Raw genomic sequence first — 26,964 nt, 5'->3', positions numbered from 1 at the left:
TGCGACCGCCCTACTGACCGATCGTTCAGGCCGTGGCCTTGACCGCCCCCGGCTCGTCGGCCACGACCGGCGCGGGCTCGTCGACCGGGGAGCCGGCGCCCACCGAGTCGTAGGCCGTGCGGTCCAGCAGGCCCTCGCGGGCCGAGACGATGACCGGCACGAGCGCCTGGCCGGCCACGTTGGTGGCGGTGCGCATCATGTCCAGGATCGGGTCGATGGCCAGCAGCAGACCCACGCCCTCCATGGGCAGGCCCAGCGTGGACAGGGTGAGGGTCAGCATGACCGTGGCGCCGGTGAGGCCGGCGGTGGCGGCGGAGCCGACCACGGACACGAACGCGATCAGCAGGTAGTCGCCGACGCCCAGCTGGATGTCGAAGATCTGCGCGACGAAGATCGCGGCGATCGCCGGGTAGACGGCGGCGCAGCCGTCCATCTTGGTGGTGGCGCCGAACGGCACCGCGAAGGACGCGTACTCCTTCGGCACGCCGAGGCGCTCGGTCACCTTCTGCGTCACCGGCATGGTGCCGACGGAGGAGCGGGAGACGAAGGCCAGCTGGATGGCGGGCCAGGCACCCTTGAAGAACTGCAGCGGGTTGGCCTTGGCGACGGTGGCGAGCAGCGCCGGGTAGACGCCGAAGAGGACCAGCGCGCAGCCGATGTAGATGTCGGCGGTGAAGGTGGCGTACTTGCCGATCAGGTCCCAGCCGTAGGTGGCGATGGCGTGGCCGATGAGGCCGGCGGTGCCGAGCGGGGCGAGCCGGATGACCCACCACAGGGCCTTCTGCAGCAGCTCCAGCACGGACTCGCTCAGGGTCAGGATCGGCTGGGCCTTCTCGCCGAGCTGGAGGGCGGCGACACCGGCGACGGCGGCCATGAAGACGATCTGCAGCACGTTCAGCTCGGTGAACGGCGTGATGACGTCGGTCGGGACGATCCCGGTCAGGAAGTCGAGCCAGGAGCCGGTCTTCTCCGGCAGCTCACCGTCCTTCGGGGTCAGACCGGTGCCGGCGCCGGGGTTGGTGACCAGGCCGATGGCGAGGCCGATGGCCACCGCGATCAGCGAGGTGATCATGAACCAGAGGAGGGTGCGGCCGGCCAGCCGTGCGGCGTTGTTGACCTTCCGCAGGTTGGTGATCGAGACGAGGATCGCGAAGAAGACGAGCGGGGCGACGGCGAGCTTCAGCAGCCCGACGAAGATGCCGCCGGTCTTCTCCAGGGTGGTGACCAGCCAGGACACGTCCTGGCTGCGGGCGAGCCAGCCGAGGCCGACGCCGAGGACGAGGCCGGCGAGTATCTGGGCCCAGAAGGGCAGCTTGAAGGACTTCGTGTTCGCGGACACGGACATGCTCCGGGGAAAGAGGGAAGGGGTGCGCGGCGGAATGCGTCAGCGGGGACAGCCGGCGGAGGCGCACCGGCAGAGGTCCACGTGCAGACGGGCCACGAGCGGAACGCTGCGGGGCGGCGCGTCGACGGACACGACTGCTGGCTTCATGCCGATGACCGTAACACCTGAACTTTGGGAACCTCAAAGCCTTACTTTGAGAGGCACAGGGGGAATATGACCCTCACAATGCAAATCGCCCCGGTTTCCAGGGGTTTCGGAAACCGGGGCGGCCGTGGACGTGACGCGTCTTACGACGTCTGCCCCTGGGCGCGGGCCGCGTCGTCCGCGCGGTCCTCCTGACTGCGGTCGGCCTCGAAGCCGGCCTTCAGCCGGTCGACCTTGCGCACGATCTGCTCGGACGCCCGGTCCCGCTCGCCGCGCAGCACGACGAAGCTGATCGGCGCGGAGATCACCAGCGCGAGCAGCACGACCCACAGGCCGTTGGAGGCGCCGAGACCGCGCGGGGCGATACCCGAGTAGACGAGGCCCCAGACGACCAGCAGGCAGCCCGCGAAGATCCCGAGGCGCATCAGCGTGTACCGGAGCATCTCAATCCACTCTTCCGATTCCCATAGGGGCCGGCGTCCAGTGAAGCACGCCAGGATGCCGATCTTGTACGGGGGTCAGCCCAGCGGCAGCAGCATGATCACGTCGTCGCGGTCGTCGCCCGGCGCCACCCGGATCGCGGCGGGCACGCGGCCCACCTCCTTGTAGCCGCAGGAGCCGTAGAACCGCTCCAGGCCGAGCCCGCCCCGGCAGGTCAGCCGGATCGCCTCGATCCCGTCGAAGCCGCGCGCGGCACCCTCCGCGGCGGCCAGCAGGTCACGGCCGTACCCCTTGCCCTGGTGCCGGGGGTGCACCATCACCGTGTAGAGCCACGCCCAGTGGGCCATCAGCCGGTGGGTGTTGAAGTGGAAGAAGGCGGTGGCGGCGACCCGCCCCTCCTCGTCGTGCCCGACGAGCAGCCGGGCCCGGCCCTCCGCCATCGCCACGAGGTGCCTCACCAGCTCCGGCCGGACCGTCTCGCGCTCCACCGGCGGCACGAAGCCGACGGCTCCGCCCGCGTTGGAGACATCGGTCCACAGGTCGAGGATGCCGTCACGCAGCTCGGGGGTGACGGCGGGATCGAGCGTGAAGGTAAGGGCCATGCAGCGATGCTACCCATTACGCCAAGCTGCCGGTGACGGTCCGCTCCCCCGCTACGACACCTGCCCACGAGGGCGTACTCCCTCTGACGGCTACGCCAGTACGCGCGCGGCCACCTTCAGATCGGCCACCAGCCCCTCGTACGCCCCCTCGCGGTCGTCCGCGCGCAGCACCGACGGCGGGTGCACGGTCGGCACCAGCCGCTGCGGGTGCCCGTGGATCTCCCGCTCCAGCACCGTCCCGCGCACCTCGCCCACCCGGAAGGACGACCCGAGCAGCGCCTTGCCCGCGGTGGCGCCGAGCACGACGATCAGCTCCGGTCCGACCAGCGCCGGCTCCGCGCCCAGCCACGGCCCGCAGGCGCTCGTCTCGCGCGGACTCGGCGCCTTGTGGATGCGCCGCTTGCGCGGTTCCGCCCGCGTGAACGTGAAGTGCTTCACCGCGTTGGTGACGTAGGCCTCACCGGGATCGATCCCGGCCTCGGCCGGCGCCCGGTCCAGCAGCTTCCCCGCGGGCCCGACGAACGGCCGCCTCTCGCGGTCCTCGCGGTCCCCGGGCTGCTCACCGACGAGCATGACCCGCGCGTCCGCGCCACCCGCCCCGAACACGGTCTGCGTGGCATCGCGATACAGCGGACACCCCCCGGCACCCTGCGGCGGCCCGCCGCAGGGCGTCGAGATCCGGCGCTCCGGCCGGCACGAAGGGCTCGGCGGTGTACTGGCCCTCGGGCGCGCTCTTCACAAGGCCCGGAGTACCCCCGCCGGGGGCGCGGGGAACGGCGCGACCAGCCCACCACCACCCGCACCCGGAGAACGACCGGGCCTCACACCCGCATGGCCTGCGGAGCTTCCCGCCGGGCGGGATCGGGCCCGTCGAACTCCCGGATGATCTCGTACCGGGTGTTCCGCTCCACCGGCCGGAACCCGGCGTCCCGGATCAGGTCCAGCAGATCGTCGCGGGTCAGCTTGTTCGGCGTGCCGTAGTTGTCCGCGTCATGGGTGATCTTGTACTCGACGACCGACCCGTCCATGTCGTCGGCGCCGTGCTGGAGCGCCAGCTGGGCGGTCTGCAGCCCGTGCATCACCCAGAACACCTTGACGTGCTGGACGTTGTCGAACAGCAGCCGGGAGACCGCGAACGTCTTCAGCGCCTCGGCCGGCGTGGCCATGGTGGTCCGCGCCTGCAGCCGGTTGCGGATCTTGCCGTCCTTCATGTCGACGAAGTCGTGCTGGTAGCGCAGCGGGATGAAGACCTGGAAGCCGCCGGTCTCGTCCTGCAGTTCGCGCAGCCGCAGCACGTGGTCGACCCGGTGCCGGGGCTCCTCGATGTGGCCGTAGAGCATGGTGCACGGGGTCTTCAGACCCTTCTCGTGCGCGAGGCGGTGGATGCGGGACCAGTCCTCCCAGTGGGTGCGGTGGTCCACGATGTACTGCCGGACCTCCCAGTCGAAGATTTCGGCGCCGCCGCCGGTCAGCGACTCCAGCCCGGCGTCGATCAGTTCGTCCAGGATCTCGGAGGCGCTGAGCCCGCTGATCGTCTCGAAGTGGTGGATCTCGGTCGCGGTGAACGCCTTCAGGGAGACGTTCGGCAGCGCGGCCTTCAGCTCCCGCAGCGAGCGGGGGTAGTACCGCCACGGCAGGTTCGGGTGCAGCCCGTTGACGATGTGCAGCTCGGTCAGGTTCTCCGACTCCATCGCCTTGGCGAGCTTGACGGCCTCCTCGATGCGCATCGTGTACGCGTCCTTCTCCCCCGGCTTGCGCTGGAAGGAGCAGTAGGCGCAGGAGGCCGTGCACACGTTGGTCATGTTGAGGTGCCGGTTGACGTTGAAGTGCACGACGTCACCGTTCTTGCGGGTGCGCACCTCGTGGGCGAGTCCGCCGAGCCAGGCCAGGTCGTCCGACGCGTACAGCGCGATGCCGTCCTCGCGGGTCAGCCGCTCACCGGAGCGGACCTTCTCCTCCAGCTCGCGCTTGAGCCCGACGTCCATGGTGTTCCCTTCGCTCGACAGACTCCGACCAACCTACGCCTGGACCTCTTCCGGCAGTTCGCCCACCCGGTTCTCCCACTTCGTGGAGAGCACGATGGTGGTACGGGTCCGGGAGACGCCCCTGGTCCCGGACAGCCGCCGGATGATCTTCTCCAGGCCGTCCACGTCGGTCGCCCGCACCTTGAGCATGAACGAGTCGTCGCCGGCGATGAACCAGCAGTCCTCGATCTCGGGAAGGTCTTTCAGCCGGCGGGCCACGTCCTCGTGGTCGGCGGCGTCGGAGAGCGAGATGCCGATCAGGGCGGTGACGCCGAGGCCCAGCGAGGCGGCGTCGACGGTGGCGCGGTAGCCGGTGATGACACCGGCCGCCTCCAGCCGGTTGATGCGGTCGGTGACGCTGGGGCCCGACAGGCCGACGAGGCGTCCCAGCTCCGCGTAGGAGGCCCGGCCGTTCTCCCTGAGGGCCTGGATGAGCTGCCTGTCCACCGCGTCCATGCGATTCGAGCCTTCCGCTGAAGAGATCCGAGATCCGAGAAAATGAGCGTGGGGGAGGGTCAGTCGTCGCGGGAGCCGCCGCCGAGTTCCCCCTCCCAGCGGCGGTAGAGGGTGTGGGATACGCCGACCGCGTCGAGGACCCGGCCCGCGACGAAGTCGACCAGGTCCTGGATGTGGGTGGCGCCCGCGTAGAAGCCGGGCGAGGCGGGGACGACGACCGCGCCGGCGTCGTCCAGCGCGACCAGGTGCCGCAGCGTCTGCCCGGTCAGGGGCGCCTCGCGGACGGCGACGACGAGCGGCCGCCGCTCCTTGAGCACCACACTCGCGGCGCGCTGCAGCAGGTCCTTGGACAGCCCGAGCGCGACTCCGGCGACGGAGGCGGTCGACGCGGGCACGATGATCATGCCCTTGGCCGGATACGACCCGGAGGACGGCCCCGCGGCCAGGTCCCCGGCGCTCCAGTACCGCACGCGGTCCAGGCCGACCTCGAAGGTGTCCGGCTTCCCGTCCGCCCCGCGCGCCAGCCAGTCCCGCAGGTCGTCGCGCCAGCGCGCGTCCCGGAAGGAGATCCCGGTCTCGTCCAGCAGCGTCAGCCGCGACGCCCGGCTGACGACGAGATCGACCGCTTCCCCCGCCTCCAGCAGCCCACGCAGCACAGCCGCCGCGTACGGCGTCCCGGAAGCCCCGGACACCCCCACGATCCAAGGCACGCGCTGCGATTCTCCTGCGTTCACATCTTGAGCGTACCGGCGACGTCCGCGGGGTAACTCGTCAGGACGCCTTGTCGACGGGGAGGGCGGAGGTGTCGACGGTGAGCCGCCCCACCTTGGTGTCCACCGTCACCTGGCCGGCGTAGGGGAAGGTGTCACGGCCGAGGTAGCCATCCGGGCCGGGGTTCCAGAAGGTGACCAGCTCGCCCTTGTTCGGGTCGAAGATCACGTAGTTGGGAATGCCCCGGGCCGCGTACTGCCGGTGCTTGACGACGTAGTCGTTTCGCACGCTGCTCGGAGACACCACCTCGATGGCGAGCTCCACCAGGTCGGCCGGATAAGAGCTGAGGTTCTTGTTCTTCTCGGCCGCCGGGATCACCGCGAGATCCGGGCAGAACTCGAAGTCCGCGCTGAAGGGGATGGCCACGTCGCTGATGAACGCCCACTCCCCGTCGAGCTGGGCTTCGAGCTGCATCCAAAGCCGCATGATCGTCTCGTTGTGGAACGGCTTGAGCGGACTCATCACGATGTTGCCCTCGACAATCTCCATCCGGTACCCGCGGAACATGTCCTCGTACCGGGCGAGCTGCGAGTGCAGGCGGTCGCTGTCCGAGACGGTCACGTCGGCCTCCCTCTCTCTGCACTCGATGGTAGGCCGCACGCTAGTCAGACGGTCAGACCCCGCACCAGAAGATCCAGCAGCGCGCACACGAACAGGGCTATCCCGATGAAGCCGTTGACCGAGAAGAAGGCGCGGTTGAGGCGGGACAGGTCGTGGGGGCGGACGATCCGGTGCTCGTAGACGAAGGCGGCGGCGACGATCAGCAGGCCCAGCCAGAAGAAGACGCCCGCGTCCGTCGCCAGGGCGTACCAGACGAACAGGGCCGTCGTGACGGCGTGGCAGGCGCGGGCGCCCCAGATGGCGGCGGGGATGCCGAAGCGGGCCGGGACCGAGCGGACGCCGATCTCGCGGTCGGTCTCCACGTCCTGGCAGGCGTAGATGAGGTCGAAGCCGCCGATCCAGATGCCGACCGCGAGGCCGAGGATGACCGCGTCCCAGGACCACTCCCCCGTGATCGCCAGCCACCCGCCGACGGGGCCCATCGCCTGGGCGAGGCCGAGGATGGCCTGGGGGAAGTTCGTGAACCGTTTGCCGTAGGGGTAGACCACCATCGGCACGACCGCCACGGGGGCCAGCGCGAGACAGAGCGGGTTCAGCAGGGCCGCCGAGCCGAGGAAGATCACCACCGCGATCAGCGCGCCGGTCCAGGCGTGCTTCACCGACATCGCGCCGGTCACCAGTTCGCGGTGCGCCGTGCGCGGGTTCCGGGCGTCGATCTCGCGGTCGATGATGCGGTTGACGGCCATGGCGAAGGTGCGCAGGCCGACCATGCAGACGGTGACCAGCGCCAGCTCGCGCCAGTGGATGTTCCGGTCGAGCTGGAACATCGCCGTCAGCGAGGCGATGTAGGCGAAGGGCAGCGCGAAGATCGAGTGCTCGATCATCACCAGGCGCAGGAAGGCCCTGGTGCGGCCCGGCTGGGGGACGGCCGCCGATGCGCTGCTCACAGGCCGTACTCCTTCCACCGGCGGTCCACCAGAGCCGCCGTCCGCGGATCGGACTCCACCATGTCCGGCCAGCCGCCGTCGCGGGTGTAGCCCTCCTCGGGCCACTTCTTCGTCGCGTCGATGCCCGCCTTGCCACCCCAGAACTGTTGGTAGGAGGCGTGGTCGAGGTGGTCGACGGGGCCTTCGACCACCGTCAGGTCGCGGGCGTAGTCCGTGTTGCCGAGGGCGCGCCAGGCGACCTCGTGCAGGTCGTGGACGTCGCAGTCGGCGTCGACCACGACGATCAGCTTGGTCAGGGACATCATGTGCGCGCCCCAGATGGCGTGCATGACCTTCTGCGCGTGCTTGGGGTACTTCTTGTCGATCGAGACGATCGCGCAGTTGTGGAAGCCGCCGGCCTCGGGCAGGTGGTAGTCCACGATGTCCGGGACGATGATCTTCAGCAGCGGCAGGAAGAAGCGTTCCGTGGCGCGGCCCAGCGGGCCGTCCTCGGTCGGGGGGCGGCCGACGACGATCGACTGGAGCAGCGGGCGCTTGCGCATCGTCACGCAGTCGATCTTCAGCGCGGGGAACGGCTCCTGCGGGGTGTAGAAGCCGGTGTGGTCGCCGAAGGGGCCCTCCGGCAGCATCTCGCCCGGTTCCAGCCAGCCCTCCAGGACCACCTCCGCCTGCGCGGGCACCTGGAGCGGGACCGTCTTGCAGTCCACCATCTCGATCCGCTTGCCCGCGAGGAACCCGGCGAACAGGTACTCGTCGATGTCGCCGGGCAGCGGCGCCGTGGAGGCGTACGTCACGGCGGGCGGGCAGCCGAAGGCGATGGCGACCGGCAGGCGCTCGCCGCGCCGCGCCGCCACCTGGTAGTGGTTGCGGCTGTCCTTGTGGATCTGCCAGTGCATGCCGATGGTGCGCTTGTCGTGGCGCTGCAGGCGGTACAGGCCCAGGTTGCGGATGCCGGTCTCGGGGTCCTTGGTGTGGGTGAGCCCCAGGTTGAAGAAGGAACCGCCGTCCTTGGGCCAGGTGAACAGTGCCGGGAGCTGGTCGAGGTCCACGTCGTCCCCGGTCAGGACGACCTCCTGCACGGGACCGTCCTTGACCTTCTTCGGCGGTACGTGCGTCATCGCGCCGAGCTTGCCGAAGGCCTCCCGCACGCCCACGAACCCGTGCGGCAGCTCCGGCTTCAGCAGCCCGCCGATCTTGTCGCTGATCTCGCCGTACGACGTCAGGCCGAGCGCCTTCAGCAGGCGCCGGTCGGTCCCGAAGACGTTCATGGCGAGGGGCATCGACGACCCCTTCACGTTCTCGAAGAGGAGGGCGGGACCGCCGGCCTTGTTCACCCGGTCGACGATCTCCCCGACCTCCAGATGCGGGTCGACCTCCACCTTGATGCGCTTCAGGTCTCCCTCGCGCTCCAGTGCCCTGAGCAGGGAGCGAAGATCGTCGTAAGCCATGGGGTCAAGTATCCCCGAGGGGCTACCCTGGCCCCGTCACGGGGGCCGCACCGCGATTCCCGACCCGCCGTACCACTGGGGGTGCACCGATGCTCCGGGTTCTGATGTTCGTCGTGCCACTGGCGCTGAGCGTGTACGCGTTCATCGACTGCATCAGCACGGACGAGCAGGACATCCGCCACATGCCGAAGCCGCTGTGGGCGATCCTCGTCCTGCTGTTCCCCCTGGTCGGCTCGATCTCGTGGCTGATCGCGGGCAAGAAGCGGGCGCTCGCCGCGGACGGCTGGTCCGGGGTGCGGGCGAACCGTTCCCGCCAGTGGGTCGCCCCGGACGACAACCCCGACTTCCTGAAGTCCCTCGACAAGGACGACGACGAGGACGGCGGGAAGAAGAAGCGGGACGAGTCCTGACGTGGAGCTGCGGCTCCTGGTCACCTTCGAGAAGGTCGCGACGGTCCTCAGCTTCACCCGGGCCGCGGCCGAGCTGAAGTACGCGCAGTCCAGCGTGACCGCCCAGGTCCGCGCCCTGGAGTCCGCGCTGGGCACCGAGCTGTTCGACCGGCTGGGCAGCCGCATCCGGCTCACCGAGGCGGGCGAGCGGCTGCTGCCGTACGCGCGGCAGATCCTGGAGCTGACCGAGGAGGCCCGCGCGGCGGTCGCGGGCACCGAGGAACCAACGGGCGCGCTGGTGGTCGGCACGATGGAGTCGCTGACCAACCACCGCCTGCCCCCGTTGCTGGAGTTCTTCCACCACCGCTACCCGAAGGTCCGCCTGTCGCTGCGGACGACGATCGGCGACGAGACCCGGCAGGCGCTGCGCCAGGGCGTCTACGACCTGGGCTTCCTGATGGAGCGGGAGACCGAGCACCCCGGTCTGGAGACGGAAGTCCTCGCCGTGGAGCCGCTGGCCCTGGTCGCCGCCCCCGCCCACCCGCTCGCCGGTCAGGCGCCCACCACCGCCGACCTCACCGCCCACTCCCTCCTCGCCACCGAGCCCGGCTGCGCCTACCGCGACCTGTTCGAGCGGGAGCTGACCTCACTGGCCCCCGTGTCGTTCATGGAGTTCGGCACGATCGAGGCGACCAAGCGGGCCGCGGCGGCCGGTCTCGGGATCTGTCTGCTGCCCGAGATCACGGTCGCCGCCGAACTTGCCGAGGGCTCGCTGGTACGGCTGGACTGGGAGCCGCCGTTCACGCTTCGCACGCAGCTGGCGTGGCGGTCCGGGAAGCGGCTTGCGGCGCACGCCCGGCTGTTCGTGGAGCAGGCGCGGCGGCTCGTGGCCGAGCAAGGGTGACCTTGAGGCCGGCGGTCACGATGAGCGGGACGCCGAGCGCCTGGACGAGGCCGATGTGGTGGCCGTACACCAGCCAGTCCGTCACCATCGCGACGGCCGGGTAGACGAAGGCCAGGACGGCGATTTTCGCGGTGGGCAGCTGGGCGTACGCGGCGTACATCAGCACGTACATCAGCCCGGTGTGGATGACGCCGAGGCCCACCAGCCAGCCCCAGTCGGCGCCCGTGCCGCTCATGGCGCCGAAGTCGGCGAAGGGCAGCAGGAGCGGGATGCCGACGAGGACCTGGACGAGGGCGATCAGGTGCGGGCGTACTCCCGTGATCCGCTTGGTGACGACCGTGGACAGGCCGTAGAGCAGCGCGGCGAGCAGCGCCTGGCCGATGCCGAGCAGGTAGCCGCCACCGGAGGCGAGGTCGCCGGGGGTGACGCCGGAGACGAGGATCAGTCCGGCGAAGGCGACGGCGATCCAGCCCACCTTGGCGGCGGTGAGCCGTTCGCGGAACAGCAGGGCGCCGAGGAGCACCACGTAGAACGGCTGGGTGTGGTAGACGACCGTCGCCACGGAGATGGACGTCGACTCGTACGACTGGAAGAGGAAGACCCAGTTGAAGACGATGAACACACCGCCGAGGACGGCGAGTTTGAGGGTGCGCGGGGTGAAGCCGTGGTCGCGGAGCCAGCCGCGGGCGGCGATGTAGCCGCCGAGGGCGAGGGCGCCGAACAGGACGCGGAAGAAGACGACGTCGAACGGCGAGGCGCCGGACTCGACGACGAAGACGCCGAGGGTGCCGGAGAGCACCATGGCGGCGGTCAGCTGGGCCGCGCCCCTGCGCTGGGACGGGGTGGTCGGTGAGGTCATGTCCCGGACGCTACGAGCGGGCGCCCGGGCGGGTCCACGCGCCGGTGGGGCGTCCTGCCGATGGGGGTATCGGCGACGGCGATGACCTCAAACCCGCCCGCGCGGTGAGGTATTGAAACGTGCGATCCAAAACCGTAAGGTGACCTCATGGCCCGACCACGGAACTTCGACGAGGGGCGGGCCCTGGACGCGGCGATGCGCACGTTCTGGGAAAAGGGTTACGAGGCCACCTCCACCCAGGACCTGTGTGACGCCACCGGACTGGGCCGCAGCAGCATCTACAACACGTTCAAGAGCAAGCACGACCTCTTCGAGCGCGCGCTGGCCCACTACATCGAGACCATGACGGCCGACCAGCTCGCGATCCTGGAGGACACCGGCCGCAGCGCCGCCGAACGGATCCGCGCGCTGCTCGACGTGGTCGTCGACGGCGAGACGGAGCACCGGGCGGGCGGCCGCAGTCTCGGCTGCCTCACCGTGAACACGACCGTGGAGCTGGCCGGCCGCGACCCGCGCGCCGCCGAACTGCTGCAACGCGACCTCGCCCGGCGCCTCGCCGCCCTGCGCGCGGTCCTGGAGGAGGGCCGCCGCGACGGCAGCATCACCTCGCCCCGGGACTCCGGGGCGCTCGCCCGGTTCGTCAACGCCGCGATGGGCGGCATGCGGATCTCCAGCCAGGCCGGCGCCGACCGGGCCACGCTGGAGTCGATCGCCGACGTCACGATGGACGCGCTGACCGGCTGAGAACCGCATCCCCGGCCGGGCGACGCCTCGCCATGCCCCAGTTTTGTACTGATCTTTCCAGAACCAGCCCAGAGAGGAAGAACGAACGTGCCCCGTGCCGTCTACGTCCTGGCGCTCGGCATCTTCGCCATGGTGACCAGTGAGTTCGTGGTCGCCGGACTGATGCCGCAGATGGCGGACGGACTCGACGTGACCGTCCCGCAGATCGGCTACCTCATCACCGCGTTCGCGGTCGCCATGGCCGCCGGCGGGCCCTTCCTGACCGTCGCCCTCATGAAACTCCCGCCCCGCACGGCCCTGATGATCCTCTTCTCCGTCTTCCTCACCGGCAACGTCCTCGCCGCGACCGCCACCGGCTACGGCGTCATGCTCGCCGCCCGCATCATCACCGGCATCGCCTCACAGGCCTTCTTCGGCGTCGGCATCTCGCTGTGCGCCCAGCTCACCCGGCCCGAGGTCCGCGGCCGTGCCGTCGCCGTCGCCATGAACGGCCTCATGCTCGGCACCCTGCTGGGCCTGCCGCTGTCCACCCTCGTCGGCGAACGCTGGGGCTGGCGGGCGGCCTTCTGGACCATCACCGCCCTCACCGTCGTCGCCGCCGCGGCCACCCTCGCGGGCGTGCCCCGCACCGACCCCGCGGGCACCGGCGGCGGCTTCCGCGACGAGGTACGCGTCTTCCGGCGCCCCCGGCTGCTGCTGGCGCTGTCCACCAGCACGCTGATCATCGGCGCGACCTTCTCCGCGTTCAGCTACTTCAACCCGATCCTCACCGAGGTCACCGGCTTCTCCACCGGCACGGTCCCCGCGCTGCTGATCGCCTACGGCGCCGCCACCGTCGTCGGCAACACCGTCGTCGGCCGCCTCGCCGACCGCTACACCCTGCCCGTCCTCGCCACCGGCCTGCTGCTCAACCTGGTCTTCCTGACCGGCTTCGCCCTCTTCACCGACGTACCCGTCCCGGCGGTCGCCTGCATGCTCGGCATCGGACTGGTGGGCGTCACCATGAACCCCGCGATGGTCACCCGCGTCCAGCGCGCGGGCAACGCGGGCCCGCTGGTGAACACCGTCCACTCGTCGTTCATCACCCTCGGCATCATCCTCGGCTCCTCCCTGGGAGCCGTGGCGATCGACGGGTGGGGCCTGCGGGCACCGCTGTGGCTGGGCGCGGCGATGGCCCTCGCGGGCCTGGCGACGGTGGCTCCGCCGCTCATCCGAGCGACGCGGTGAACTGCGCCCAGGCGCTCCGCTGGAAGACCAGCACGGCGCCGTCAGGGTTCTTGCTGTCGCGGACGGGGACGGCGCCGGGGAATCCGGGGGCCACTTCGACGCAGTTGCCGGCGTCGTTGGCGCTGTAGCTGCTCTTGATCCAGGAAACGGTGCTGAAGTCGTGACTGCTCATGGTCGCGCTCGTACCCTTCCATCGCCTCGCTGATCAACGCAGCGGACTCCCGGGCGGACGGTACGTCAGCCCTGAGCACATCATAGGTTCGGCTCTGCCGGGCGTAGGCCTCCGGATCGTTGGTGAAGTAGCCGCGGCTCAGCATCTCTGTGTAGAGCCACTGCTCACCGTCGGGCATGGTGATCAGGGAGATGGAACTGTTGGGGCGGACAAGGTCGTAACGACCGGACGGGGCAACCTGGAGACGGATGTTGGGGCGCTGCCCGAGCCGCAGAAGGTGTGCGCACTGGTCGCGCATCACGGCGGGGTTGCCCACGCGCTGACGCAGGCAGCTCTCGTCCAGCACGGCGATGTACATCGGCCCGTCCTGGGCGAGAAACCGTTGCTGCCTGCTCAGTCGGGCACGGACTCGTTCCTCGAGCAGTTCGCCGTCGGCCTTCTGGGAGAGCAACGCCCGTGCGTAATGGGCTGATTGCAGCAAGCCGGGCACGACCATTTCCTGGTACTCGTACAGCTTGACCGCCTGGGCCTCCATGTCAGCCCTGCGCCTGAACCAATCGGGGTGCTGCACTTGCGGATACCAGTCCACCCTTCCCCACAACCGCAGCAACACCCCACCCGTACCCAGCACTTCGTCGCACTTCTTCGCGAACGTGTCCTGCGGCACCCGCGTCCCCGCCTCCACCCTCGCCACATGGGACCGGTCGCACGGGATCTCTCGCGCCAGGCCCTCCTGGGTCAGTCCGGCCATCTCCCGGAAGTGACGCAGCACTTCGCCGAACATCTCGGCACTGGTCGCGCCGGAGGCCCCTTCCGCGTTCCGCCTGGTCACAGGTTCCCCCTCCGTGACAAACACCCAGTCGCACGCGCTCCGCGTTGATACGGGCCATTCCCCTGCGCGACGCTCGGTACACCCAGAGTGACGAAAGGTGCGGGAATGGAACCGGGAACGCTCGTCTACGACCCCCAGACGCGCAGGGTGGGCGCATTCCAGGCCAGGCTGGGCCCTTACGCCCTGCTGCGCCCCGTGGGCGGCGGCCGGGAGTGGGAGGCGGACCCGGCGAGGATCAGACCGGCGACGCAGGAGGAACGCCTGGCCGCCGGGGTGCGCGCGGTGAACGAGCGGTCGACGGGCCGGCGGCTCTTCCGATACGTGCCGTACTCGATCGTCCAGGACCCGTCCGCGCAGCCGGAGTACGAGGCGTACTGCGTGTCCGGGGACGAGACGGAGTGCGGGGCGGCCTCGGGCCCGTTCGCGCACCCGGCGGACGTCGAGGAGTGGCAGCGCAGGCACACCCAGGACACCCGGCACCTGCGCTACCGCCGCACGTTCGCGGACTACGCCGTACTGGAGCGGCAGTGAGCCTCACCCCGGGCGGCCCTCGGACACGAGTTGGCCGCCCCCCGCGCCGCCCTCCGGGCCGAGTTCGATCAGCCAGTCGGAGGCGCGGGCCACGTCCTCGTTGTGTTCGATGGTGACGACGGAGTGGCCCGCGTCGACCAGACGCTGGAGGACGTCCAGGAGGCGGGCGGTGTCGGCGGCGTGCAGGCCGGTGGTGGGTTCGTCGAGGAGGTACAGGGTGCGGGCGGCGGGCCTGCGGCCCAGTTCCTTGGCGAGTTTGATGCGCTGGGCCTCGCCGCCGGAGAGGGTGGTCGCGGGCTGGCCCAGCGGGAGGTAGCCGAGGCCGACGTCCGCCATGCGGCGCAGGCGGCCGGCGACCGCCGGGACGTCGGCGAAGAGTGCCAGCGCCTCGTCGACGGTCGCCTCCAGGACCTCGGAGATGTCGTGGCCGTCGTAGCGCACGGACAGCACCTCGTCGCGGAAGCGGCGGCCCTGGCAGGCGGGGCAGCGGACCTCCACGGCGGGCAGGAAGTGCATGTGCACGGTCAGCACGCCCGCGCCCTCGCAGCGCTCGCAGCGGCCTCCGGGCACGTTGAAGGAGAAGTGGCCGGGGGTCAGCCGGCCGCCCGAGGCCGCCGCGAACGCCTCGCGGATCGGGGTGAAAGCCTCCGAGTAGGTGGCCGCGTTGGAGCGCGGGACGCGGCTGATCGGCTCCTGGTCGATGGTGACGACCTTGCCCAGGTGTTCCCAGCCGTCGATGCCGTCGTGCGCGCCGGGCAGGGTGGCGGCGCCGTGGAAGCGGCGGCGGGCGGCGCGGTCCACGATGTCCAGCAGCAGGGTCGACTTGCCGGAGCCGGAGGGGCCGGTGAGCGTGACCAGGCGGCCGAGCGGGATGCGTACGGTGAGGTCCTTGAGGTTGTGCTCGCGCGCGCCCCGCACGACCAGGGCGCGGTCCGCGTCCCCGCGCCGCCGGGAGGCCGGTGCGGGGAGCCGTCCGGACAGGTAGGCGCCGGTCACCGAGTCCTCGGTGCGGGCGACCTCCTCGGGGGTGCCCTGGGCGACCACCCGGCCGCCGTCGCGGCCCGCGCCGGGGCCGATGTCGACGACGTGGTCGGCGGCGCGCAGCACCTCCAGGTCGTGCTCGATGACCAGCACCGTGTTGCCGAGGTCGCGCAGCCGGCGCAGGACGTCGATCAGGCGGGCCGTGTCCGACGGGTGCAGGCCGATGGTCGGCTCGTCCAGGACGTAGAGCACGCCCGTCAGGCCGGAGCCGAGGAGGGCGGCGAGGCGCAACCGCTGGGTCTCGCCCGCGGACAGGCTGGGGGTGGGCTGCTCCAGGGTGAGGTAGCCGACGCCGACGTCGACCAGGCGGCGCACGCGCTCGGTGAGGTCGGCGACGACGGGCTCGGCGAACAGCCACTCGTCGGGCGTGGAGCGCTGCCGGAGTCCGGCGAGCCAGGCGGCGAGTTCGGTCAGCGGCAGGCGGCACGCGTCGACGATGCCGAGTCCGTGCACGGTGACGGCCCGGCTCTCCGGGCGCAGCCGGGTGCCCGCGCAGGCGCCGCACGGCTCCTTCAGCAGTACGCGTTCGGTCTTCTCGCGGTAGTCGGTGTCGTCGATGCGTTCGGCGTAGCGGCGCAGGACCGCCGTGACGACGCCTTCGAAGCGGCCGGCCGTGACCGTGGCGGGCGGCGCGGTGTCCGGGAAGTGGCGGCGGAACTCGTCGGACTCCACGCCGTACAGCAGCAACGAGCGGGTGAACGGCGCGAGTTGGCGGATCGGGGTGTTCGCCGAGAAGGCCAGGCCGTAGTGTTCGGCGGCGGCCCGCAGCACGGCCACGTTGCGCTCGGTGACCTTCGGGTGCCAGCCGAGCACCGCGCCGCCCGCGACCGACCGCTCCTCGTCGACCAGTTGCCGGACGTCGGCGCGGATCACCTCGCCGAGTCCGGTGCACTCGGGGCAGGCCCCGGCCGGCTTGTTGAAGGAGAACGAGCCCATGACCGGCTCGGGGACGGGCGCGGCGCAGTGCGGGCAGGGGGTGTGGCCGGGCTCGGCGTCCTCGTCGTGGGCGAAGGAGTGGGCGGGCGGGACACGCTCCCCGCAGGACGGGCAGGGGCGGACGCCGATCCTCGACCACAGCAGGCGCAGGTAGGTGAAGACCTCGGTGACCGTGCCGACCGTGGAGCGCGGGCTGCGGTTGGTGTGGTGCTGGTCGACGCTGATGGACGGGGACAGCCCGGTGATGGAGTCGACGGCGGGCTTGCTGACGAGCCCGGTGACCACGCCCAGCGACTCCAGGTACTGCCGCTGTCCCTCCCGGTGGAGGGTGTCGAAGGCGAGCGTGGACTTCCCGGAGCCGGACAGGCCGGTCAGGACGACCAGCTTGTTCTTGGGCAGGGTCAGGGAGACGTTCTTGAGGTTGTGGAGACGGGCACCTGTGACGCGCAGGGAGTCGGCCATGGCTTCGAGTGTTTCATTGAAGCTCCTGTTGGGACTTTGCATGGCAGGAAGCGGGGAGGGGCCGCGTAAGCTTCAAATCCGTGAGGGAGAGCAAGCGGCTGCGGCCGGTGGACCTGGCCCGGCTCGCCGGGGTCTCGGCCCAGCAGATCCGCAACTACGAGGACGCCGGGGTGCTGCCGCCGGCCGAGCGCACCGAGTCCGGCTACCGCGTCTTCGCGCCGGTCCACCGGGAGGCGCTGCTGGCCTACCGGGCGCTGTCGAAGGGGTACGGCACGACCGGGGCGGCCCGGATCATGCAGACCGTGCACGCCGGTGACGTACCCGGCGCGCTCGCGCTGGTCGACGCCGCGCACGCCGCGCTGCACGCCGAGCGCGCCACCCTGGAGGCGGCGCGCGAGGCGCTGGAGACGCTGGAGACGCTGGAGACGCCGGCGGAACGGAAGCCGGCCGGGCCGCCCCACGGCGGGCTGCGCGTCGGCGAGGTCGCCGCGCTGCTCGGCGTACGGCCGTCCGCGCTGCGGGTGTGGGAGGCGGCCGGGCTGATCGTGCCGGAGCGGGAGCGCGGCACCGGGTACCGGCTGTACCGGCCCGTCGACGTGCGGGACGCGCGGCTCGTGCACACGCTGCGCCGCGGCCACCACCCGATCGACCGGATCCGGCCGGTGCTGGAGGGGCTGCGCCGGGAGGGCAGCACCGAGGCGCTGCGGGCGGCGGTCGCGGCGCGCGGCGAGACGCTGACGGCCCGCACCCGGGCCATGCTCCGGGGCGCGGGCCGCCTTCACGACTACCTCGACTGCCTCGACCGGCTCGACCAGCTCGACCAGCTCGACGGCCCGGACCCGCTCGGCGCGGCCGGGACGTCGACAGGAGACCGACGTGCGGGGCGGTGAAACGGCACCGGGTGCCTACTGGTGAGTAGGCCAAGGCAGTTGACTCACGGGGACGGTCAATGTGGCGCATGTCACAGGCGCGTTGACGCCCCGTCAGTGTCCTTGCCGGAGCGGTCTCGTTGCGGGTGCCGCGACCGCCCGCACCCCTGTGCAACCCCTTCCGATCTGCACAGATGACCACCCGCCGCAGGCCGGCAACGGCGGCCCCGGCGAAGCGGAGTTCGGGTTCCGCAAAGACCCGACCGTTCGCATATGAATCTGTGCACTGTCTGTTCGAAGAGCGTCACGGGAAGCCACGAGCGAGTCGGTATGGTTGTCGCATCTCCTTCCCGGGTCCACGCCTGTAGGCAACACCTGCCTACGAGCGTGCATCCGAGGAAAGGAGAGTGATCCAATCATGGCCACTTCCGAGACCGAGCCGGAGCCGGGTGAACCACCCGACCCGACCGGCCCCGAGGAGCCGGATCAACCTGGCGGTCCGCGCTTACGCATGCAGCGGGTCCAGCTGATCGTCAACGCCGCCGGCGTCACGATCGGCCTGGCCGAGCTGCTGCGTGGGTGCGGCGGATGAGGTAGCCGCCTCACCCGCCGCGTGTCGCCGGGTCGGCCAGGGTCCGCCCCCCTGGGCCGGTGCGCCAACATCGCCAGGGGGCGGGCCCACTTGTTTGTGCACCCGGAGATCCGTACTCACGCGTCGAACAGCACGGGAGCTCAGCGATCCCCCGTGTCGCGCGCCACCGATACTGCCGTGCGCCGCGCTGTTTCGAGAACCCTCTCAAACCTTAGACGGTACCGGCGGAACCCACCGCCCGCCCCGGCCTGGGCGGCCACCCCCGCCCGGCTCAGCGCGTCTTGAGCGCGGGCTGCCCGTGGCCGACCCTAAACAGTACCGTTGGCCCACACCGTGCGCGGAGAAAACAGCGGAGGAGTGCATTCCATGGCGCGTGGCACGGCTCCTTTCAACCCCGAGGCACTGCGTGACATCCGCAGGCGCCGCCGCGTCGACGGACGGCTGCTCAGCTCGGCCGAACTGGCCCGGCGGCTCGGCACGTCCAAGTCGCGGGTGCTCGCGTACGAGAAGGGCACCTCCGTCCCGGAACCCGGCCGGATCGAGCAGCTGGCGAAGGTCTTCGGAATCCAGCCCCGCCACCTGTGCACGCCCTCCTCGGACGCGGAGAACGGCATCCGGCACCTGCGCGCGGCCGCCGGCCTGACGGCGGCCGAGACCGCCGACTTCCTGGGCGTCAGCCGCACCACCTACCGGGACCTGGAACTCTTCGCCCAACTGCCCGCCCGCCACGACGGAACCGTGCCGCACCGGCTGGCAGCCGCCTTCTCCGTCAACGTGCGGACCGTCCACCGCGCCCTGACCTCCCACCCGGAGGCCGTCCGCCGCCGCGCGGAGCTGACCCGGCTGCTGGACGCGCTGTTCGCCCGTGCACACGAGGAGTTCCAGGTGGCCGCCGTCCACGTGGACGAGCCCGACCTGAAGACGGTCGCCGCGCTGTTGCGCCGGCCCGTCGGCATGACGTGCCGGCTCGTCAACCACGAGATCGGCCGGCTCCGGGGCGACCTCAAGGAACGCGCGCTGGCACGGGCGACCGCCGCGTACGCGCAGAGCCGCACCGACATGGACCGGGCCAGCGTCCGGGCGGAGCTGCTGTCCGAGCGCATCGAGCGCGCCGCGATCGCCGCCGCCTCCGCGCTGCCCCGCTTCCTGTCGGAGGCGATGCCGAGCCGCCAGTGGCGGCTGACCGTACGCCTGCTGAACGGCGAGGCCGTGCCCGAACAGCGCGCCCTGCACCTGGCCGAGCCCGAGGTGTGGCGGGCGCTGATGCACCGCGGACTGGTGGAGCGGTACCGCACGGGCGGCGACAGCGGCGGCGACCTCTTCGCGCTCTCCGCGCACGGGGTCTCCCGCGCCCTCAACGAGGCCCGGCTGTACGCCTGCCTCTACCCCCGGGTGCCCACGCCGTCCCGGCAGGCACGTCAGCGCCCCTACCTCACCCGCGGCGCCCACCGGTGGGCTGCGGCGCCCTCCCCCGTGCACGGCCGGTCCGGCGCCGCGGCGATTTCGTGACCCAACGGTCACCACGCGACCTGGTCCGAATCAAGTCCCTCTCCTTAACCTGGAGTTGGGCAGCGCGTCGGACGGGGGAGGTGCGGCGGTGCACAGACGGTTGCACGGGCGCGGGGCACTGTTCGGAACGGATCCGCCAGGTCTGGCCCCGCGGCTGGTGGGGCTGCGTCCGCACCAGCACCGTGCGGTGGCCGTCGAGCACCCGCGCGACGTGCCGTTCGTCGTGCTCGCCGGGGCGCGCGGGCTCGGCAAGAGCGCCGTGCTGGAGGAGCTGCGGGACGCCTACCGCGGGCACACGCCCGTCGCGCTCGTCGACTGCGCCGCCCCCGAGTTCGCGGCGCCGCCCTCCGGACGGCCCCGCGAGGCCTGGTCGCCGCTCGCGCAGGCCCTGCTCGTCGTCGCCGAGCAACTGGCCGCGCCGGTCACCGGGGCCGGGCGGCTCCCGTTCCCGCGGCTGATGTCGGGCCTGGTCGCGGTCGCCGCCGGCGGCTGGAACGACGCCGACTCCGAGCGCATCCGCAGCGAGGTCGAACGGATCCTGCTGCTCAACGAGAGCGGGTCCTGGCTGTCGGGGCTCGCCGGACGGTGGGCCGGGCGGGTCGCCGCCAACGTGGTCACCGCCGTCAGCGGCACCGGGCAGCTGCTCACCGCGGCCATCGAGGCCACCCTCGACTCGCTGTCCGAGGGCTTCGGCAACCGCCGCCACCAGCGGGCCTCGCTCTGGTACCAGGACTATCCCAACGCGGGCGGGCACGCCCGGCGCGGACTGATGCTGCTCTCCGGCCACTTCCGGGCCGGCGGCACCTCCCGGCTGCACGCCGAGCGCTACCTGGTGCGCGCCCTGCTCGCCGACCTCACCGACGCCTACTCCGGCGTCCTGCCCCGGATGCGGCGCATCGGTCGGCCCCTCGTCCTCCTCGACAACGCGCAGCACCCGCCCGGCCCCGGCCTGACCGACGCCGTGCTGCGCGACCGCGCCGACGGCATCGCCGACCACGTGGTGTTCTTCGCCGGGCTGCGCGGCACCGGGGACTTCCTGCGCAGCGCCGTCCGGCGGGAGCTGTCCGAGCTGGCCCGGCGCACCGACTGGACGCCCGCCGCGGGGGCGCCCTCCTCGCGGGCCCTGCTGGTGACGCTGCCGCCGCTCGGCCCGGACGACACCCTGCACATCGTCGGCGCCGCCTGCGGCGAGCTGCCCGTGCCGCCCCAGCTGCCGCACGCCACCCACCGCTTGACCGGCGGCAACCCGCTCGGCATCACGGTCCTCGCCGAGGCCGCCGCCCAGCGGCTGCCCGGCCCCGCCTCCCCGGCCGAACTGCTCACCGGCGAGGTGCGCCTGGCCCAGGACCAGCCGGGCGCGCCCGCCTACCGGGAACTCCTCGACCGGTTCGTCCCCGCCGACCGGCTCGGCGAACTCACCGTCCTCGCCGCCGCCCACGACCACGACTCCGCCTGCGCCCTCGCCGACGCCCTGCTCCCCGACGACTTCGGCCCCGCCGACGTCCGCTCCCTGCAGACCCGGCTCGCCGACGAGGGAATGCCGGTCACGGCCGGGCAGTTCGTCGGCGACCCCTTCGTCCGGACCCTGCTGCTGCTGCGGCTGCACCACCTCGACGCCGACCACGCGCGCTGGCGGCAGGCCCACGAGACGCTGATCCGGCACTACGGGCCCGGCGGCGGCGACGCCGCGCGCGCCGGCTACCGGCTGTACCACCAGCTCGCCCTCGGCGCCGACCGGTCCGCCATCGGCTACCTGCGCGACGCGTTCCCCGTCCTGGACACCCGCACCTGGCTCGCCACCCTCCGCTTCGTCGCCGGCGCGCCCTACTTCCACGCCCACGACGACCGCGGCCGCGACTTCACCGGGCGCGGCGACCGGCGGGCGGCGGTCGCGCTCGGGCGGACCGACGCGGCGTACCAGGTGCCCGACGGGGTGACCGACCCGGCGCTGCACCTGCGGGTACGGCGGCTGCTGCACGCGGTGTGGCAGCTGTCCGACCCGCTGGTCCTGCCCGACGCGACGGTGTGCGACCGGCTGCGGTTCGAGCTGGAGCAGCTGTCCGATCTGCGCCCGGCGGGCAACGCCCTGCTGTGGCGGGCCTCCCGGGAGTGGCCCGAGGACGCCCTCGCCGGACGGCCGCTCGGGCTGCCCGAGGACGACGACGAACACGCTGGGGGTGCGTGATGCGACGCGGATCATGGGGCCGGCTGCGCGAACACGTCTGGGAGATCCCGCTGCGCCGGTATCTCGCCCTGCTGCTGACCGCCGCGCTGGTGGCCGGGCTGGCCTTCGCCGTCCGCGCGCTCACCCGCGAGGACCGCTCTTGCGCCCCCGGTGTCGTACGCCTCCACGGCGGTGGCGAGTGCGTGGGCGTGGCCACGACGGCGTACGACTTCGGGCAGCCCCGGCTGCGGGAGACGCTCGCCGCGATCGAGCGGGAGAACCGTTCCCTCAAGGAGGGCTCCTACGTCACCGTCGCCCTCTTCGAGCCGTTCACCGCGACCGACCGCGACACCGTCAACCACGTCCTGCACCAGCTCCAGGGCACCTACCTCGCGCAGTACCAGGCCAACCACTCCGCCAACGGGCAGACCCCGGCGATCCGGCTGGCGTTCGCCAACCCCGGCGCGACCGGGGAGCACTGGGAGCACACCGTCGACGAGCTGGAACGCCTGGCGAGGGGACCGGAGCGGCTGCGAGCGGTCACCGGCATCGGGCAGAGCACCCACCACACCAAGAAGGCCGTGCGCGAGCTGACCCGGCGCGGGATCCCGGTGGTCGGCTCCTCCATCACCGCCGACGACCTCGCCAACGGACAGCACGGCACCGACCCGTTCCCCGGCCTCGCCCGGGTCGCGCCCACCAACACCGACGAGGCCCGCGCGCTGGCCTCCTTCGCCAAGGTGACGGCGGGGCGGGCGCTGCTGGTCTACGACAAGCCGGGCGACCCGTACACCCGCACCCTCCAGGAGTCGTTCGCGCGGCTCATCGAGGGCTCGCCGTACGAGCCGCAGCCCTTCACCCCGCCCGCCGACCGCAGCCGGGAGGGCACCACGGCCAACACGTTCCGGCAGATCACCCACCTGGTGTGCGACACCTCGCGGGAGACCGACACCATCCTCTTCGCCGGCCGCCACACCCAGCTGCGGCAGTTCGTCAACGCGCTCGGCGCGCGCGGCTGCCAGGACCGCAGGTTCACCGTCCTCACCGGCGACGAGGGCTCCTACCTCACCGGCGACCACGACCTCGACCGCGCCGCCCTGCGCAACCTCTCCGTGCGCTACACCGCCCTCGCCCACCCCGACACCTTCGCCGAGGACCGGGTGGCCAGCGGCGGCTCGGCCGCCGACACCCGGAAACTGAACGGACTGCTGGCGAGCAGCCGCGGCGAGCCCATCGGGCCGATCGGCCCGGTCGACCTGGAGGACGGGCAGCTGATCATCGCCTACGACGCGATGCGGCTCGCCGTGCACGGCATCCGCGAGGCCACTCCGGACGGCCGGACCGACCCGCCGCTGACCGACGTCGGACTGCAGTGGCCGCAGGTCAAGGGCTCGCTGCGGGTGAACGGGGCCAGCGGCTGGATCTGCCTGGACGTGCACGGCAACCCGTACGACAAGGCCGTGCCGATCGTGGAGCTGACGCCGCGGGGGCGGGCGAGGTTCGTGGAGATCGCCTGGCCGGAGGGGAAGCCGCCGGGCAAGGAGTGCCTGCCGCCGTCGTAGGCCTACGCCCCGAGGCCGGCGAGCAGCCGCTCGAAGCGGGCCCGCCACCCGGACTCCGACTCCCTCTCGCCCTCGAACTCGTGCGTGAAGCGCAGCACGCTGGCCTGCTCGCCGTCCCGCTCCAGATGGAAGCGGATGCGCCCGGCGGTCTCGACCGTGTACTCCGCGACCCGGTCCACGTCCCAGGCGGTCACCGTGCCGGACCCCAGCTCACGCAGGGTGACCGCGCCGCCGAGCCGGGGTTCCAGCACGTCGGCCGGGGTCCACCAGGCCGCCAGCCCCTCCGGGGTGGAGAACGCGGGCCACACCGACTCCATGGTCCGCGGGATCCGCACCAGGAAGTGCAGGATGTGCGTGTTCCCGTGGGTCTGGCTGGTGCCCTGCTCGACGCCTCCGGTCCCCGGTCCGGCCTTCGCTCCGGTCTTTCCGGTCATGACACCAGCCTGACCCCTGGCCGGGGGTCGCGCACGCGGTCGGGGACGCCCGCCGCGCCCGTCCGCGGCGGCCCGCCCCGGGACGTCCCGCTCCGGGACGGCGCAGGCCGGTTCCCGTGCCTCAGGGCACGGGAACCGGCCTGGTGCGGAGCGCGGGGCGTCAGAACCCGACGGCCTGGAGCGCCCCGAGGCCGACGTCGGCGTAGGAGTGCTTGCCGGAGACGAAGATGTTCACGCCGTAGTAGTTGAACAGCCAGCAGCCGAAGGCGGCGAGCGCCAGGTAGGCGGCCTTGCGGCCCTTCCAGCCGGCGGTGGCGCGGGCGTGCAGGTAGCAGGCGTAGGCGACCCAGGTGATGAAGGACCAGACCTCCTTGGGGTCCCAGCCCCAGTAGCGGCCCCACGCGTCGCCCGCCCAGATGGCGCCCGCGACGATCGTGAACGTCCACAGCGGGAAGGCCGCCGCGTTGATCCGGTAGGAGAACTTGTCCAGCGAGGCCGCGGCGGGCAGCCGCTCCAGCACCGAGGAGGCGAAGCGGCCGGGCGTGCCGCCGCCGGCCAGCTTGTTCTCGTAGGAGTCGCGGAAGAGGTACAGGACCGTGCTGACCGCGCCCAGGTAGAAGACCGCGCCGCAGAAGATCGCGGTGGAGACGTGGATGTACAGCCAGTACGAGTGAAGGGCGGGAACCAACTGGTCACTGGCGGTGTACAAGACGGTGACGGCGAGGCCGAGATCGAGGAGGACCGTCGTGATCAGGAAGAGCCCGATCCAGCGGACGTTCTTCTTCAGCGCCAGCAGCGCGAGGTACGTGCCGACGGCCACCGTGGAGAAGGTGATGTTGAACTCGTACATGTTGCCCCACGGCGCCCGCTCCACCGAGAGAGCCCGCGCGAGCACCCCGCCGAACTCGATGAGGAAGGCGAGCACGGTGAGGGAGATGGCGATCCGGCCGTAGAGGTCGCCCTTCTCGGTGCCGCCGTGCGCCCCGGGGCCGTCCGGCACGTCCCGCGCCCCGGCCTGCGCCCGCACGGTGACCCGCGGCCGCTCCAGCACGGCCGTGGTGCCGCCCTTCTTCACGGTCACGGCCGGGCCCGCCGTCGTCGCCTTGGCGGGGGTGAGCGCGGCCGCGGTGCGGGCCACCTTGCTGCGGCTGCCGAAGAGCCATTCGGCGATGTACGCGAAGAAGGCCAGGGTGTAGACGGCCATCGCGGAGTAGATCAGCGCGTTGCTGAGGCTCGCGAGATTTTCGTTCGTCGCGGCGGCGAGAGTCACTTGTCGTCAGACCCTTCGGCAGGTACGGGGGATTCTGAGGGGTCGTCGGCAGCGGGCGCGCCCGGTGCCTTCTCGTACAGGGTCGCGGCGAGGTCGCCCAGCTCCTCGGGCACCTTGGCGGACTCACTGCGGCCGAGCCCGGCCATCTCCACCACGGTGACACCGTCCGGGCCCTCGGTCGCCCGCACCCACACCCGTCGGCGCTGGACGAACAGGGAGGCGGACAGGCCGAGGATCGCGACGACGGCGCCGGCGAGCGCCCAGCCGCCGCCCGGCTCCTGCACGACCTGGAAGCCGGCCCACTCCCTGACCTCCCGCTCGAAGGTGATCGAGCCGGCGCCGTCCGGCAGCGTCAGGGTGTCGCCGGGCTTCAGCTGCTTCTTCAGCAGCTCGCCCTTGGCGTCCTTGAACTCCTTGAGGTTCTTCTTGTTGAGCTGGTACACGCTCTGCGGGATGCCCGAGTTCACCCCCAGGTCGCCGTGGTAGGCGGAGACCGCGAGCATCGGGTTCACCAGCGCCGGGAACTGCGACAGCATCGTGCCGCCGCCGTAGGTCGGCAGGAAGAACAGGTTGAAGCCGAGCTGCTCGCTGCGGCCCTTGGCGTCCTTGTAGCCGTCCATCACCTTGACGACGCCGGAGGAGGTGACGTTGCCGTCCAGCGGCAGCAGCGGCACGGCGTCCCGGTAGACGACCTTGCCCCGTCCGTCGCGGACCGTGACGACCGGCGCGTAGCCGTGGCTGACCAGGTAGACCTTGGCGTCGCCGATCTCCAGCGGCTCGTTGACCTTGACGGTCGTGCGGCGCTCCTTGCCGTAGGCGCCCTCGCTGTAGGTCAGCTCGGCCTGGTAGGTGCGCGGGGTGCCCTTGTTGGGGCCGGAGGTCTCGTAGGTGCCGGTGAAGTTCTTCAGGTCGAAGCTGAACGGCACCAGGTCGTCGTTGTGGAAGAGGCTGCCGGACTTGAAGTCGTCGTACTGGGACAGCGTGTTAGCGAACCCGTCGCCCTCCACGACCAGCTTGTTGCCCTCGGACTTGAACAGCTGGCCCCAGCCGAAGGCGACCAGCATGACGATCAGCGCGATGTGGAAGGCGAGGTTGCCGACCTCGCGCAGATAGCCCTTCTCGGCGGCGACCGCGTCCCCGGCGACATGAGCGCGGAAGCGGCGCTGCTCGAGCAGCGCGAGCGCGGCCCGGCGCACCTCCTCGGGCTTCGCCTCGGTGCGCCAGGTGGTGTGCGCGGGCAGCCGGGTCAGCCGCTTGGGGGCGGCCGGCGGCCGGCCGCGCAGCTGGCCCACGAACTGCCAGGTGCGCGGGACGATGCAGCCGATGAGGGAGACGAACAGCAGGATGTAGATCGCGGAGAACCACACCGAGCTGTAGACGTCGAAGAGGCCGAGCTTGTCGTAGAGCGGCGCGAGGGTGGTGTGCCGCTCGCGGAAGTCCTCGACCTTGGTGGCGTCGATGCCGTTCTGCGGGATCAGCGAGCCGGGGATCGCGGCCAGCGACAGCAGCAGGAGCAGCAGCAGCGCGACCCGCATGGAGGTGAGCTGCCGCCAGAACCAGCGCAGCCAGCCGAGCACGCCCAGCGCGGGCAGGTTCGGGGCCTCCTCGCGGGGCGCGGTGGACAGCTGCGAGCCGGCCGCGCCGAGGTCCTGGTCGTGGCCGGCGTCCTGGCCCGTCTCCGGGCCGGTGTCCTGGCCTTCGGGGGTGCTGGTTGTCGTCTTGCTCATG

The 26,964-nt window shown here is 71.5% G+C and carries 27 protein-coding genes and 1 pseudogene; 10 read left to right on the top strand and 18 right to left on the bottom strand.

Features of this window, described 5'->3' with window-relative positions; translation table 11 throughout:
• Positions 1 to 25: 25 nt before the first annotated feature.
• From G7Z13_RS20370 to G7Z13_RS20325, 11 genes and pseudogenes are all read right to left on the bottom strand, one after another.
• On the bottom strand, positions 26 to 1,345 hold the full coding sequence (locus G7Z13_RS20370) for a dicarboxylate/amino acid:cation symporter (protein ID WP_166001328.1): 1,320 nt from the start codon (positions 1,343 to 1,345) through the stop codon (positions 26 to 28).
• A gap of 39 nt (positions 1,346 to 1,384) precedes the next feature.
• Complete coding sequence (locus G7Z13_RS34230; RefSeq protein ID WP_346767995.1) at positions 1,385 to 1,492, bottom strand: putative leader peptide; 108 nt, start codon at positions 1,490 to 1,492, stop codon at positions 1,385 to 1,387.
• A gap of 140 nt (positions 1,493 to 1,632) precedes the next feature.
• Positions 1,633 to 1,932, bottom strand: a complete 300-nt coding sequence (locus G7Z13_RS20365) for a DUF4229 domain-containing protein (RefSeq protein ID WP_166001326.1) — start codon at positions 1,930 to 1,932, stop codon at positions 1,633 to 1,635.
• A gap of 75 nt (positions 1,933 to 2,007) precedes the next feature.
• Entirely contained in the window at positions 2,008 to 2,532 is a 525-nt protein-coding gene (locus G7Z13_RS20360) for a GNAT family N-acetyltransferase (protein ID WP_166001324.1), read from the bottom strand.
• Between the two features lie 90 nt (positions 2,533 to 2,622).
• Positions 2,623 to 3,271: pseudogene (locus G7Z13_RS20355) on the bottom strand (UdgX family uracil-DNA binding protein).
• A gap of 82 nt (positions 3,272 to 3,353) precedes the next feature.
• The gene (gene mqnE / locus G7Z13_RS20350) at positions 3,354 to 4,517 is read right to left on the bottom strand and encodes an aminofutalosine synthase MqnE (protein ID WP_166001322.1); all 1,164 of its coding nucleotides are present in this window, start codon (positions 4,515 to 4,517) and stop codon (positions 3,354 to 3,356) included.
• A gap of 33 nt (positions 4,518 to 4,550) precedes the next feature.
• Positions 4,551 to 5,012: an Lrp/AsnC family transcriptional regulator gene (locus G7Z13_RS20345; RefSeq protein WP_166001319.1), complete on the bottom strand. Its 462-nt coding sequence runs from the start codon at positions 5,010 to 5,012 to the stop codon at positions 4,551 to 4,553.
• A gap of 59 nt (positions 5,013 to 5,071) precedes the next feature.
• On the bottom strand, positions 5,072 to 5,746 hold the full coding sequence (locus G7Z13_RS20340) for a UbiX family flavin prenyltransferase (RefSeq protein WP_240926285.1): 675 nt from the start codon (positions 5,744 to 5,746) through the stop codon (positions 5,072 to 5,074).
• Positions 5,747 to 5,783: 37 nt separating this feature from the next.
• The gene (locus tag G7Z13_RS20335; RefSeq protein ID WP_240926284.1) at positions 5,784 to 6,344 is read right to left on the bottom strand and encodes a Uma2 family endonuclease; all 561 of its coding nucleotides are present in this window, start codon (positions 6,342 to 6,344) and stop codon (positions 5,784 to 5,786) included.
• Positions 6,345 to 6,388: 44 nt separating this feature from the next.
• A complete protein-coding gene (mqnP, locus tag G7Z13_RS20330) occupies positions 6,389 to 7,291 on the bottom strand; it encodes a menaquinone biosynthesis prenyltransferase MqnP (RefSeq protein WP_166001317.1) in 903 nt (300 codons plus the stop codon).
• On the bottom strand, positions 7,288 to 8,739 hold the full coding sequence (locus G7Z13_RS20325) for a menaquinone biosynthesis decarboxylase (RefSeq protein WP_166001315.1): 1,452 nt from the start codon (positions 8,737 to 8,739) through the stop codon (positions 7,288 to 7,290). Before G7Z13_RS20325 ends, mqnP begins: the two co-directional genes overlap by 4 nt.
• Positions 8,740 to 8,828: 89 nt before the next feature.
• Between G7Z13_RS20325 and G7Z13_RS20320 the strand changes: the two genes are divergently transcribed.
• Both G7Z13_RS20320 and G7Z13_RS20315 read left to right on the top strand, forming a co-directional pair.
• Positions 8,829 to 9,149, top strand: a complete 321-nt coding sequence (locus G7Z13_RS20320; RefSeq protein WP_166001314.1) for a PLD nuclease N-terminal domain-containing protein — start codon at positions 8,829 to 8,831, stop codon at positions 9,147 to 9,149.
• Between the two features lies 1 nt (position 9,150).
• Positions 9,151 to 10,032, top strand: a complete 882-nt coding sequence (locus G7Z13_RS20315) for a LysR family transcriptional regulator (RefSeq protein ID WP_166001312.1) — start codon at positions 9,151 to 9,153, stop codon at positions 10,030 to 10,032.
• On the opposite strand, the gene G7Z13_RS20310 is transcribed toward G7Z13_RS20315, so the two are convergent.
• Positions 9,929 to 10,891 carry a DMT family transporter gene (locus G7Z13_RS20310; RefSeq protein WP_166001310.1) on the bottom strand — a complete coding sequence of 321 codons (963 nt, stop codon included), beginning with the start codon at positions 10,889 to 10,891 and terminating at the stop codon, positions 9,929 to 9,931. The two genes, G7Z13_RS20315 and G7Z13_RS20310, sit on opposite strands and share 104 nt — an antisense overlap.
• A gap of 147 nt (positions 10,892 to 11,038) precedes the next feature.
• Between G7Z13_RS20310 and G7Z13_RS20305 the strand changes: the two genes are divergently transcribed.
• Together G7Z13_RS20305 and G7Z13_RS20300 are read left to right on the top strand one after the other, a co-directional pair.
• Positions 11,039 to 11,635, top strand: a complete 597-nt coding sequence (locus tag G7Z13_RS20305) for a TetR/AcrR family transcriptional regulator (protein WP_166001308.1) — start codon at positions 11,039 to 11,041, stop codon at positions 11,633 to 11,635.
• 87 nt (positions 11,636 to 11,722) lie between these two features.
• Complete coding sequence (locus G7Z13_RS20300; protein ID WP_166001306.1) at positions 11,723 to 12,862, top strand: MFS transporter; 1,140 nt, start codon at positions 11,723 to 11,725, stop codon at positions 12,860 to 12,862.
• Here G7Z13_RS20300 and G7Z13_RS33755 read toward each other — a convergent pair.
• Positions 12,843 to 12,956, bottom strand: coding sequence for a DUF397 domain-containing protein (locus G7Z13_RS33755; protein ID WP_240926283.1), 114 nt, complete (start codon positions 12,954 to 12,956; stop codon positions 12,843 to 12,845). The genes G7Z13_RS20300 and G7Z13_RS33755 overlap by 20 nt on opposite strands.
• Positions 12,904 to 13,866 (bottom strand): helix-turn-helix transcriptional regulator, encoded by a 963-nt coding sequence (locus G7Z13_RS20295; RefSeq protein WP_240926282.1) that lies wholly within the window; start codon positions 13,864 to 13,866, stop codon positions 12,904 to 12,906. The genes G7Z13_RS33755 and G7Z13_RS20295 overlap by 53 nt, the downstream gene beginning before the upstream one ends.
• A gap of 105 nt (positions 13,867 to 13,971) precedes the next feature.
• On the opposite strand from G7Z13_RS20295, the gene G7Z13_RS20290 reads away from it, so the two are divergent.
• Complete coding sequence (locus G7Z13_RS20290) at positions 13,972 to 14,397, top strand: hypothetical protein (RefSeq protein WP_166001304.1); 426 nt, start codon at positions 13,972 to 13,974, stop codon at positions 14,395 to 14,397.
• A 3-nt stretch (positions 14,398 to 14,400) separates the two neighbouring features.
• Here the strand turns inward: G7Z13_RS20290 and uvrA are convergent, their stop codons facing one another.
• On the bottom strand, positions 14,401 to 16,836 hold the full coding sequence (gene uvrA / locus G7Z13_RS20285; protein ID WP_166001302.1) for an excinuclease ABC subunit UvrA: 2,436 nt from the start codon (positions 16,834 to 16,836) through the stop codon (positions 14,401 to 14,403).
• 80 nt (positions 16,837 to 16,916) lie between these two features.
• On the opposite strand from uvrA, the gene G7Z13_RS20280 reads away from it, so the two are divergent.
• The 5 genes from G7Z13_RS20280 to G7Z13_RS20260 all read left to right on the top strand — a co-directional run bounded on the left by G7Z13_RS20280 (position 16,917) and on the right by G7Z13_RS20260 (position 23,532).
• Entirely contained in the window at positions 16,917 to 17,726 is an 810-nt protein-coding gene (locus G7Z13_RS20280; RefSeq protein WP_166001300.1) for a TioE family transcriptional regulator, read from the top strand.
• Positions 17,727 to 18,123: 397 nt separating this feature from the next.
• The gene (locus G7Z13_RS20275) at positions 18,124 to 18,297 is read left to right on the top strand and encodes a hypothetical protein (protein WP_166001298.1); all 174 of its coding nucleotides are present in this window, start codon (positions 18,124 to 18,126) and stop codon (positions 18,295 to 18,297) included.
• 366 nt (positions 18,298 to 18,663) lie between these two features.
• Positions 18,664 to 19,806, top strand: a complete 1,143-nt coding sequence (locus G7Z13_RS20270; RefSeq protein WP_166001296.1) for a helix-turn-helix domain-containing protein — start codon at positions 18,664 to 18,666, stop codon at positions 19,804 to 19,806.
• A gap of 88 nt (positions 19,807 to 19,894) precedes the next feature.
• Positions 19,895 to 21,991, top strand: coding sequence for a hypothetical protein (locus tag G7Z13_RS20265; protein WP_166001294.1), 2,097 nt, complete (start codon positions 19,895 to 19,897; stop codon positions 21,989 to 21,991).
• Complete coding sequence (locus tag G7Z13_RS20260; RefSeq protein ID WP_166001291.1) at positions 21,991 to 23,532, top strand: hypothetical protein; 1,542 nt, start codon at positions 21,991 to 21,993, stop codon at positions 23,530 to 23,532. The genes G7Z13_RS20265 and G7Z13_RS20260 overlap by 1 nt, the downstream gene beginning before the upstream one ends.
• A 2-nt stretch (positions 23,533 to 23,534) precedes the next feature.
• On the opposite strand, the gene G7Z13_RS20255 is transcribed toward G7Z13_RS20260, so the two are convergent.
• From G7Z13_RS20255 to G7Z13_RS20245, 3 genes are all read right to left on the bottom strand, one after another.
• Complete coding sequence (locus tag G7Z13_RS20255) at positions 23,535 to 23,966, bottom strand: SRPBCC domain-containing protein (protein WP_166001289.1); 432 nt, start codon at positions 23,964 to 23,966, stop codon at positions 23,535 to 23,537.
• A gap of 160 nt (positions 23,967 to 24,126) precedes the next feature.
• On the bottom strand, positions 24,127 to 25,236 hold the full coding sequence (ccsB, locus tag G7Z13_RS20250) for a c-type cytochrome biogenesis protein CcsB (RefSeq protein WP_166001287.1): 1,110 nt from the start codon (positions 25,234 to 25,236) through the stop codon (positions 24,127 to 24,129).
• Positions 25,233 to 26,963: a cytochrome c biogenesis protein ResB gene (locus G7Z13_RS20245; RefSeq protein WP_166001285.1), complete on the bottom strand. Its 1,731-nt coding sequence runs from the start codon at positions 26,961 to 26,963 to the stop codon at positions 25,233 to 25,235. The genes ccsB and G7Z13_RS20245 overlap by 4 nt, the downstream gene beginning before the upstream one ends.
• Position 26,964: the final 1 nt, after the last annotated feature.

It is taken from the genome of Streptomyces sp. JB150, assembly GCF_011193355.1.
Classification (GTDB): domain Bacteria; phylum Actinomycetota; class Actinomycetes; order Streptomycetales; family Streptomycetaceae; genus Streptomyces.
Note: the sequence above shows the minus strand (reverse complement) of the source record. Positions and strands in the feature narration are given on the sequence as shown.

Coding starts and splice junctions, on each gene's coding strand:
- uvrA (WP_166001302.1), bottom strand. CDS start 16,836: ATGGCCGACTCCCTGCGCGTCACAGGTGCCCGTCTCCACAACCTCAAG.
- G7Z13_RS34230 (WP_346767995.1), bottom strand. CDS start 1,492: ATGAAGCCAGCAGTCGTGTCCGTCGACGCGCCGCCCCGCAGCGTTCCG.
- mqnE (WP_166001322.1), bottom strand. CDS start 4,517: ATGGACGTCGGGCTCAAGCGCGAGCTGGAGGAGAAGGTCCGCTCCGGT.
- G7Z13_RS20270 (WP_166001296.1), top strand. CDS start 18,664: ATGGCGCGTGGCACGGCTCCTTTCAACCCCGAGGCACTGCGTGACATC.
- G7Z13_RS20360 (WP_166001324.1), bottom strand. CDS start 2,532: ATGGCCCTTACCTTCACGCTCGATCCCGCCGTCACCCCCGAGCTGCGT.
- G7Z13_RS20310 (WP_166001310.1), bottom strand. CDS start 10,891: ATGACCTCACCGACCACCCCGTCCCAGCGCAGGGGCGCGGCCCAGCTG.
- G7Z13_RS20305 (WP_166001308.1), top strand. CDS start 11,039: ATGGCCCGACCACGGAACTTCGACGAGGGGCGGGCCCTGGACGCGGCG.
- G7Z13_RS20260 (WP_166001291.1), top strand. CDS start 21,991: ATGCGACGCGGATCATGGGGCCGGCTGCGCGAACACGTCTGGGAGATC.
- G7Z13_RS20365 (WP_166001326.1), bottom strand. CDS start 1,932: ATGCTCCGGTACACGCTGATGCGCCTCGGGATCTTCGCGGGCTGCCTG.
- G7Z13_RS20370 (WP_166001328.1), bottom strand. CDS start 1,345: ATGTCCGTGTCCGCGAACACGAAGTCCTTCAAGCTGCCCTTCTGGGCC.
- G7Z13_RS20245 (WP_166001285.1), bottom strand. CDS start 26,963: ATGAGCAAGACGACAACCAGCACCCCCGAAGGCCAGGACACCGGCCCG.
- G7Z13_RS20275 (WP_166001298.1), top strand. CDS start 18,124: ATGGCCACTTCCGAGACCGAGCCGGAGCCGGGTGAACCACCCGACCCG.
- G7Z13_RS20345 (WP_166001319.1), bottom strand. CDS start 5,012: ATGGACGCGGTGGACAGGCAGCTCATCCAGGCCCTCAGGGAGAACGGC.
- G7Z13_RS20320 (WP_166001314.1), top strand. CDS start 8,829: ATGCTCCGGGTTCTGATGTTCGTCGTGCCACTGGCGCTGAGCGTGTAC.
- G7Z13_RS20255 (WP_166001289.1), bottom strand. CDS start 23,966: ATGACCGGAAAGACCGGAGCGAAGGCCGGACCGGGGACCGGAGGCGTC.
- G7Z13_RS20290 (WP_166001304.1), top strand. CDS start 13,972: ATGGAACCGGGAACGCTCGTCTACGACCCCCAGACGCGCAGGGTGGGC.
- G7Z13_RS20325 (WP_166001315.1), bottom strand. CDS start 8,739: ATGGCTTACGACGATCTTCGCTCCCTGCTCAGGGCACTGGAGCGCGAG.